Source organism: Nocardia vinacea NBRC 16497 (assembly GCF_000308835.1).
Taxonomy (GTDB): Bacteria; Actinomycetota; Actinomycetes; order Mycobacteriales; family Mycobacteriaceae; genus Nocardia; species Nocardia vinacea.
This window is the reverse complement of the sequence record NZ_BAGN01000171.1, coordinates 1-8828: the sequence shown is the minus strand read 5'-3', so window position 1 is coordinate 8828 and position 8828 is coordinate 1. Positions and strand designations below refer to the sequence as shown.

At 65.5% G+C, this 8828-nt stretch carries 8 protein-coding genes; 4 read left to right on the top strand and 4 right to left on the bottom strand.

Annotated elements, in window-relative coordinates; translation table 11 throughout:
• The coding region (locus ON44_RS23005; protein ID WP_040693494.1) for an IclR family transcriptional regulator at positions 1 to 584 on the bottom strand (584 nt) is incomplete at its 3' end.
• A gap of 149 nt (positions 585 to 733) precedes the next feature.
• On the opposite strand from ON44_RS23005, the gene leuC reads away from it, so the two are divergent.
• From leuC to ON44_RS22990, 3 genes are all read left to right on the top strand, one after another.
• Positions 734 to 2155 (top strand): 3-isopropylmalate dehydratase large subunit, encoded by a 1422-nt coding sequence (gene leuC, locus ON44_RS23000; protein WP_040693492.1) that lies wholly within the window; start codon positions 734 to 736, stop codon positions 2153 to 2155.
• Between the two features lie 190 nt (positions 2156 to 2345).
• Positions 2346 to 2954 (top strand): 3-isopropylmalate dehydratase small subunit, encoded by a 609-nt coding sequence (gene leuD, locus ON44_RS22995; protein WP_040693499.1) that lies wholly within the window; start codon positions 2346 to 2348, stop codon positions 2952 to 2954.
• Between the two features lie 156 nt (positions 2955 to 3110).
• Complete coding sequence (locus tag ON44_RS22990; protein WP_040693491.1) at positions 3111 to 3761, top strand: HU family DNA-binding protein; 651 nt, start codon at positions 3111 to 3113, stop codon at positions 3759 to 3761.
• A gap of 188 nt (positions 3762 to 3949) precedes the next feature.
• Here ON44_RS22990 and ON44_RS22985 read toward each other — a convergent pair whose 3' ends face one another.
• From ON44_RS22985 to cofC, 3 genes are all read right to left on the bottom strand, one after another.
• Positions 3950 to 4894 carry an NUDIX hydrolase gene (locus ON44_RS22985; protein WP_040693497.1) on the bottom strand — a complete coding sequence of 315 codons (945 nt, stop codon included), beginning with the start codon at positions 4892 to 4894 and terminating at the stop codon, positions 3950 to 3952.
• A gap of 97 nt (positions 4895 to 4991) precedes the next feature.
• Positions 4992 to 7151, bottom strand: coding sequence for an RNA degradosome polyphosphate kinase (locus ON44_RS22980; protein WP_040693490.1), 2160 nt, complete (start codon positions 7149 to 7151; stop codon positions 4992 to 4994).
• A 161-nt stretch (positions 7152 to 7312) separates the two neighbouring features.
• Positions 7313 to 8011 carry a 2-phospho-L-lactate guanylyltransferase gene (gene cofC / locus ON44_RS22975; RefSeq protein WP_040693489.1) on the bottom strand — a complete coding sequence of 233 codons (699 nt, stop codon included), beginning with the start codon at positions 8009 to 8011 and terminating at the stop codon, positions 7313 to 7315.
• A 43-nt stretch (positions 8012 to 8054) separates the two neighbouring features.
• Here cofC and ON44_RS22970 point away from each other — a divergent pair.
• A partial coding sequence (locus ON44_RS22970; RefSeq protein WP_040693495.1) for an NAD(P)H-dependent glycerol-3-phosphate dehydrogenase occupies positions 8055 to 8828 on the top strand: 774 nt, incomplete at its 3' end.

Sequence of the window (8828 nt, the reverse complement as noted above, 5' to 3'; positions counted from 1 at the left end):
CCCGCGGCGTCGCGCACGGGCGCGGAGACGCTGGCCACACCGCTGGCCCGCTCGGCGGCGCTCTGGGCCCAGCCGCGCTTGCGGACCTCGGCCAGCGCCCGCTCGCCGAATACCGCATCGGCCAGGATGATGCGCTGCAGTTCCGGATCCGCCCAGGCGACCAGCACCTTGGCCGCAGAACCGGCGGTGAGCGGTAGGCGCGCGCCGATCGGCACGGTGTCGCGCAGGCCGACGGGCGGTTCCAGGGCGGCGATGCAGACCCGCGCATTGCCGTCTCGGCAGTAGATCTGGACGCTCTCGCCGGTGATCTCGCGCAAACGCGGGAGAATGGCCGCGGCGGCCTCGTGCAGCGGATCGGTGGCCCCGGCGGCGAGTTCGGCGAGGGCCGGCCCGGGCCGCCACAGACCGTTGTTGTCGCGGGCGAGCAGCCGGTGTACCTCGAGCCCGACAGCCAGGCGATGGGCGGTGGCCCTGGGCAGTCCGGTGCGGGTGCATAGTTCGTTGAGACCACATGGATGCTCCGCGACGGCATATAACACAGACACCGCTTTGTCGAGGACGCCGATACCGCTATGCTGTCTCATAGAACGATATTAGCGTCTCGGATACTGAGAAAGCCACTTTAACGGTCTGCTCGCTCCGGACGCGTCGGAACAGCCAAAACTTATGCAGCCGTGAGCGCGCCTCAGCCCGGATCGCGTACCCCGGTTGCTCGTCGGAAAGGTGATCGAGAATGGCCGAGCGCCGCACACTGGCCGAGAAGGTGTGGGAGCAGCACGTCGTCGCCCGCGGAGCGGGCGAGGGCGCCTCGCGGGAACCCGATCTGATCTACATCGATCTGCACCTCGTGCACGAGGTGACCAGCCCGCAGGCCTTCGACGGACTCCGCGCCGCGGGCCGTCCGGTGCGCCGTCCCGATCTCACCATCGCGACCGAGGATCACAACGTCCCGACGATTGATATCGATAAGCCGATCGCCGACCCTATTTCGCGCACCCAGGTCGAGACGCTGCGCCACAATTGCGCGGAATTCGGTGTGCGCCTGCATCCGATGGGGGACCTGGATCAGGGGATCGTGCACGTCGTCGGGCCGCAATTGGGTTTGACCCAGCCGGGGACGACGGTGGTGTGCGGTGATAGCCACACCTCCACGCACGGCGCGTTCGGCGCGCTGGCCATGGGCATCGGCACCAGTGAGGTCGAGCACGTCCTTGCCACGCAGACGCTCTCGCTGCGCCCTTTCAAGACCATGGCGATCACCGTGGACGGCCAATTGCCGCCCGGTGTCACGAGTAAGGACCTGATTCTGGCCGTCATCGCCCAGATCGGTACCGGCGGCGGTCAGGGCTATGTGCTCGAGTATCGCGGCGAGGCCATTCGCGCCATGTCGATGGAGGCGCGAATGACGATCTGCAACATGTCGATCGAGGCGGGCGCGCGGGCCGGCATGATCGCTCCTGACGAAACCACCTATGAATTCCTCAAAGGCCGCCCGCACGCGCCGCAGGGAGCCGACTGGGATGCCGCAGTGGCCGCCTGGGAGGCGCTGAAGACCGATGAGGGCGCCGTTTTCGATGCCGAGGTGCATATCGACGCCGCCGCGCTGACTCCGTTCGTCACCTGGGGCACCAACCCGGGACAGGGTGCGCCACTGAGCGAGCAGGTGCCCGATCCCGCGCAGATTACCGACGAGACGGCACGTGAGTCCGCGGAGAAAGCGTTGCGATACATGGATTTGGAGCCGGGTACTCCACTTCGTGATGTATCGGTCGACGCCGTATTCGTCGGTTCGTGCACCAACGGACGCATCGAGGATTTGCGTGCCGTGGCCGGGATTTTGAAGGGACGCCGCGTCGCCGACGGGGTGCGAATGCTGGTTGTACCGGGATCTATGCGGGTGCGCGCCCAGGCGGAAAAAGAAGGACTGGGCGAGATTTTCACCGCGGCGGGCGCCGAATGGCGTCAGGCAGGCTGCTCGATGTGCTTGGGAATGAATCCCGATCAGCTCGCGCCGGGTCAGCGTTGTGCTTCGACTTCGAACCGTAACTTCGAGGGCCGGCAGGGCAAAGGTGGCCGTACACACCTGGTTTCCCCGCTCGTAGCAGCCGCAACGGCGGTCCGCGGCACCCTGTCCTCGCCCGCGGATCTGGACTGATCGGCGCGCGGGCGCCGTTGTGTCCGCGCCGATTCGTGTGCAGGCCGCTAGCGACTGCTTGCAGGTCGCTCGAAACGATCTGCCGTAGCGACTGCTTGCAGGTCGCTCGAAACGATCAGCCGTAGCGACTGCTTGCAGGTCGCTCGAAACGATCAGCCCAAATCGTCTAATGACCCAGGAGAATCAGCAAATGGAAGCCTTCACCGTGCACAAGGGGATCGGAGTGCCGCTGCGCCGATCCAATGTCGACACCGATCAGATCATTCCGGCCGTCTACCTGAAGCGGGTGACGCGAACGGGATTCGAGGACGGACTGTTCGCAGCATGGCGATCGGATCCGGACTTCATTCTGAACACCGAACCCTTTAACCGAGGCAGTGTGCTGGTGGCCGGTCCGGACTTCGGTACCGGATCCTCGCGCGAACACGCGGTATGGGCGCTGTCGGACTACGGCTTTCGTGTCGTCATCTCCTCGCGCTTCGCCGACATCTTCCGCGGCAATGCGGGTAAGGGCGGACTGGTGGCCGCGCAGATGTCACAGAACGATGTCGAAATGCTCTGGAAGTTGCTCGAGGAACAGCCGGGTCTCGAATTGGTAGTAGACCTAGAGGCACGCACGGTCACGGCCGGAACCGTCGTGTTGCCGTTCGATATTGATGACTACACGCGGTGGCGTCTGCTCGAAGGATTGGACGACATCGGGCTGACACTGCGGCGTAGTGACGTCATCGGCGAGTTCGAAAAGGCAAGGCCAAGTTGGAAACCCACAACCCTTCCGGCGCATATTTCGCAGGCGTAATCACCCGGTAGCGATAGCTGAGTTCGCCTTGGGGCGGTAGCTGGACGTGTGCTAAACCACATGAATTTTGGCGTGGCACATAGACTCTTGCTCAAAGTGGGTTTACCGTGGTACCTAGTCGGTCCGACGACGGGCCATTAGTCTGCGGAGGATTCAATGAACAAGGCGGAACTGATCGACGTTCTGACCGAAAAGTTGGGTACGGACAGGCGCACGGCCACCGCGGCAGTCGAGCATGTGGTCGACACCATCGTGCGCGCGGTGCACAAGGGTCAGAGCGTCACAATCACCGGATTCGGTGTGTTCGAACAGCGTAAGCGTGCGGCTCGTGTCGCGCGGAACCCGCGTACCGGCGAAACCGTGAAGGTTAAGCCCACTTCGGTGCCGGCGTTCCGTCCGGGCGCGCAGTTCAAAGCCGTCATCGCGGGTAAGCAGAAGCTGACCGCGAGCGGCCCTGCGGTAAAGCGCGGAGCGAATGCACCGGTGGCGGCCAAGAAGGCGGCCGCAAAGAAGACGGCGGCCAAGAAGACCGCCGCCAAGAAGGCGACCGCCACCAAGGCGCCCGCGAAGAAGACGGCGGCCAAGAAGGCCCCGGCAAAGACGACGGCGCGCAAGGCAACTGCCACCAAGACGGCCGCTAAGAAGGCACCCGCCAAGAAGACCGTCGCCAAGAAGACGACGACAGCGGCCAAGAAGGCGACGACGGCGGCCAAGAAGACCACCACCGCCGCCAAGAAGACAGTCGCGAAGAAGGCGCCCGCGAAGAAGACCGCGGCCAAGAAGGCTCCGGCCCGTCGCGCGCGCTGACGCTGACGCTGAAGGTGCACTGCCACCGGGTGATTCGGCTCCGCTAGGCGGAATCACCGGCAAACCGACTCGAAACGGCCCCGAGGTTCGCCTCGGGGCCGTTTCGGCTGTCTGCGCCTGGATTCGGTGTCGAGAAGCGACCGTATGACGGTTGTGGTCCCCTCAGGCGTCAGGACTCTACTGCGGCGTCAGGACTTGACGATGGCGTCCGAGAGTGACCGGTCGAGGTGGTCGGCGGCGACCAGTCGTCCCGAGGCGAACGACAGCACCCACACACTGCCTTTGCGGTTGCGCGCGGACGGCAGCGTAATGCCGTCCCGATCGGCCCACCACCGCAGCAGATCGGGAATTACCTTGCCCTGACTGCACAGAACGCGCACCGCACGATTCGACACGAGTGAAAGGGCGCGTTGTCGAGCCTTGTCCGGCGCTGCGGCATAAGCGGTTTCGGAGAAATCCGGTTCGATGTCGATGGTCGTGCCGAGTTTCTCCGCCAGTGGTTCCATCGTCTGGACGCAGCGCAGCGGATCGGCCGAAAAGATCTCGGACGCACCGAATGCCAGTAGATTCGAGACCAACGCATCGGCTTGGGCCCGACCGGCTCGCTCCAGCGGGCGCTGCTCATCCGGACCGTCGAACCGGTCCCTGCTGCCCGCCTTGGCGTGCCGCACCACAAGCAGCGTGCCGGTGGCGGCGGGCAGGCGGGTGAAGGCGCGCATCACCTGCCGGTCCATCGGATACGACAATTGGTCCATCACCCGGTCCAAGGTGTACCAGGACAGCACATCGACCTCGGAATTGGCGCTGAATTCCCCGCCGGAAACCTCGGCGGCCCAATAGTCCACCCGCTTGAGTTTCCGATGTCCCGGAATCGGATACGTGACGTGCCCGAGGTAGCGGCCGAGTCGGCAGTCGAGGCCGGTTTCCTCGCGGACCTCGCGCACGGCGGCGAGTACCGGCGTCTCGCCCGGATCGAGTTTGCCTTTCGGCAGCGACCAATCCTGATACTTGGGGCGGTGCACCACGGCGATCTCGATGGCGCCGGATCGAGCGGCCGCTCGGCGCCACAACACCGCACCCGCGGCGTGAATGTTGGCTGTTATCCGGGGATCCCAGAACGGCCCGCCGTCCATCTCGTATCCCGCCGAATCACTCACGACTGCGCCTCGTCGGCGCTCGGCTCCATCGTGCGCGGTTGCATGCTCTGATGGTTCACTCGCTGCCGTTCGCTCACGGCTGCTCCGGTCTCCGCACTCGCATCATGAATTGCTGGTGGTCACGTACCTCGACGCCATTGCGATCGGCGCCGTCGGGTGAGGCGTGCCAGCTGCCATCGGCTTGGAGCACCCAGCAGCGCGTCGTCGGATACAACGCCGAGTCGAAGACCGAGCCCAACTGCTCGCGCAGCTTCGGATCCTTCACCTGTGCCATGACTTCCACGCGCCGGTCCAGATTCCGGTGCATCATGTCGGCGCTGCCGATCCAGTATTGGTCCTGGGCCTGGAAATGCATGATCCGCGAATGTTCCAGGAAGCGACCGAGAATCGAGCGCACCTCGATGTTCTCGCTCATCCCCTCGACGCCGGGTCGCAGACCGCAGATGCCGCGCACCACGATCTGCACCGGTATACCGGCCTGAGAAGCTCGGTAGAGGGCGTCGATGACTTGCTCGTCGACAATTGCATTGGCCTTCATCCGGATTCGCGCCGGGACGCCCTGACGCGCCAGCTCGATCTCGCGCTGGATCCGCTCGATGATTCCGGCGCGCACACCCTGCGGTGCGACAAGCAGGTTGCGGTAGTTGGCCTTTCGCGAGTAACCGGTCAGCGAATTGAACAGATCGGTCAGATCGGCGCCGATTTCCGGTGCGGCGGTGAGCAACCCGACGTCCTCGTAGAGACGCGCGGTCTTCGGGTTGTAGTTGCCGGTGCCGATATGGCAGTAGCGGCGGATGGTCGATCCTTCGCGACGCACCACCAGGCAGGTCTTGCAGTGCGTCTTGAGGCCGATGAGGCCGTAGACCACGTGCACGCCCGCCTGTTCCAGCGCGCGGGCCCATTTGATGTTGGCCTGTTCGTCGAAGCGGGCCTTGATCTCGACCAGCGCGACGACCTGTTTACCCGCCTCGGCCGCGTCGATGAGCGCGTTCACGATCGGGGAGTCGCCGGAGGTCCGGTACAGGGTCTGTTTGATCGCGAGCACCTGCGGGTCGGCGGCGGCTTGCTCGATGAAGCGCTGCACGCTGGTGGAGAACGAGTCGTAGGGGTGGTGCACCAGCACATCGCCCTCGCGCAGCGCCTGGAAGACATTGCGCGGGGTTTCGCGCTCGCCGAACGCGGGCGGCGTCGCGGGCACATACGGCGCGTCCTTGAGATTGGGCCGGTCCACGCCGTACACCTGCCACAAGCAGGACAGGTCCAGCAGGCCGGGCACCTGGATCACATCGCCGGGATCGACCTCGAGTTCGCGCAGCAGCAGATCGAGCATGTGCTCGGTCATATCGTCGGAGACCTCTAGTCGGACCGGTGAACCGAAGCGGCGGCGAGCGAGTTCGCGCTCCAGCGCCTGCAGCAGATCCTCGTCGCGATCCTCGTCGACCTCGAAATCGGCGTTGCGGGTGATCCGGAAAGAGTGGTGTTCGACCACCTTCATACCTGGGAAAAGCAGATCTAGGTGCGCGGCGATCAGTGCTTCCATCGGCAGGAAGGCCGCGACCGGGGACCCGGAATCGGTGCGCCGCACTCGAACGAAGCGATCGACGTTGTCGGGCACCTTGACGCGGGCGAAATGCTCGCCACCGGTGGAGGCGTCCTTCACCGTCACCGCGAGGTTGAGACTCAGGCCGCTGATGTAGGGGAACGGGTGTGCCGGATCCACCGCGAGCGGGGTGAGCACCGGAAAAACCTGATCCTGGAAGTAGGCCGAGAGGCGCTGGCGCTCATCGTCATCCAGATCGGACCAGTCGATGACGGCGATGCCCTCGGCGGTCAGTGAAGGCAGTACCGAGTCGAGGAAGACGCGCGCGTGCCGGTCGGCGATCTCCTGGGCGCGCGCCGCGATCAGCTCCAATTGCTCGGTGGGCGAACGGCCGTCGGCCGAACGCACCGAAAGTCCGGTCTCCGCACGGCGTTTGAGGCCGGCGACGCGGACCATATAGAACTCGTCCAGATTGGAGGCGAAGATCGCCAGGAATTTCGCGCGCTCCAACAATGGCAGCGATGCGTCCTCGGCAAGTGCGAGAACACGGGTGTTGAAGTCGAGCCAACTGAGTTCGCGGTTCAGGTAGCGATCACGTGGCAACCGCTGTGCGTCGGCATCCTCAGCCGGTGTTGTCGCGGCGGGCAGTGCGGTCGGCAGCACTGGTTGTTTGACGGTTTCGATTTCGCTCATGCCCGCGCCTCGCTGGCACGCGGCACCGACATGCGCGACGCACGCTGGTTCCTGGATAGCTTGCTTCGCTCACTCACGCCAACGATCATCCCCTACAAACCGGGCCGTGTGCAGCCCCACGCCATCATTGCCGTGCGTATCACGCCGGATGTGGCGACCGGCTAGCACACCCGGCGTACCCGCTCGTGAACGCGAACCGGCCAACCGATGTCGTGCAGCACAGCACCTGTCGAATCGCCCGCGCCGAGTTCGATGGCGCGGTCCAGATCGTCGGCGGTGTCGACGTCGAGCCGCAATCCGGGCCAGTCGCCGTGCAGGTCGACCGCACCCGCGTCGATGTGTCGACGCGCGGAGCCGGGACCGAAGCGCGGATCCAGCGGGGCGACGGTATCGCGGACCAATAACGCGGACGTGCCGCTGCCCGCGTGGTCGACGATGACCGAACGAACGCCGACCGGCGCGATGGTCAGCATGTCCGAGAGTTCGTCCGGGCGCAAGGCGGGCAGATCCGCCTGCAGGGCCAGCAGTTCGACCGGGCCGTGCCGGTGTCGCAATGCGGTGGCCGCGTCGGTGAGCGCGGTGTTCAGACCGTCCGGATCGGTCGCGTCGATGACCTCGCGGCGGGGTTCGGGATGCACGACCGCGCCGAGCGTGTGTGCCAGCTCGGCGACGACCGGATCCGGGGTCACCACGGTGACCGATGCGATCCGCGGAACCGCGACGGCGGCGGTCACGGTGTCGGCGAGCATGGCGAGCACCAGCCGGGCCCGGTGTTCCGGGCGCAGCCGATCGGACAGCCGGCTCTTGGCCCGATCGAGGCTCTTCACCGCGATCACGGCGTGCAACGCATGCGGACGCATGGTGCTAATCCTTCCATGAGTGGTTCCGTGGCATATTGGGCAGATGACGAGGGCGGCAGTGCTGGGCGCGGGATCATGGGGGACCGCGTTCGCGAAGGTGTTGGCGGACGCGGGAACCGACGTCACGATCTGGGCCAGGCGGCAGGAAGTGGCCAAGGCCCTGGCCACGGAACATCGCAATCCGTTCTATCTGCCCGATGTGCAATTACCCAGCTTGAGGGCCACCCACGACCACGCCGAGGCACTCGACGGCGCCGATATCGTCGTGCTCGCGGTTCCGTCCCAATCCTTGCGCGCGAATCTCGAGACGTGGCGGGACTCGATCGGGCCCGATGCCGCGTTGCTGAGCCTGGCCAAGGGCATCGAGACCGGCACGCTGCTGCGGATGAGTCAGGTCATCGGTGCGGTGACCGGTGCCGACGAGAGCCGCATCGCGGTGCTGTCCGGTCCGAACCTGGCCAAGGAGATCGCGGCCGAGCAGCCCGCGGCCACCGTGATCGCGTGCACCGATGCCGCGCGGGCCGTCGCACTGCAGCAGGCCTGCGCCAACGGCTACTTCCGCCCCTACACCAATACCGATGTGATCGGCTGCGAGATCGGTGGCGCCTGTAAGAACGTCATCGCGCTCGCCTGCGGCATCGCCTCCGGAATGGGGTTGGGCGACAACTCGATTGCCAGCCTGATCACCCGCGGGCTGGCCGAGATCATCCGGCTCGGGGTGGCACTGGGCGCGGAGCCGGTCACCTTGGCCGGACTGGCCGGGGTCGGCGATCTGGTCGCCACCTGTACCTCGCCGCTGTCGACGAACCGGTCGTTC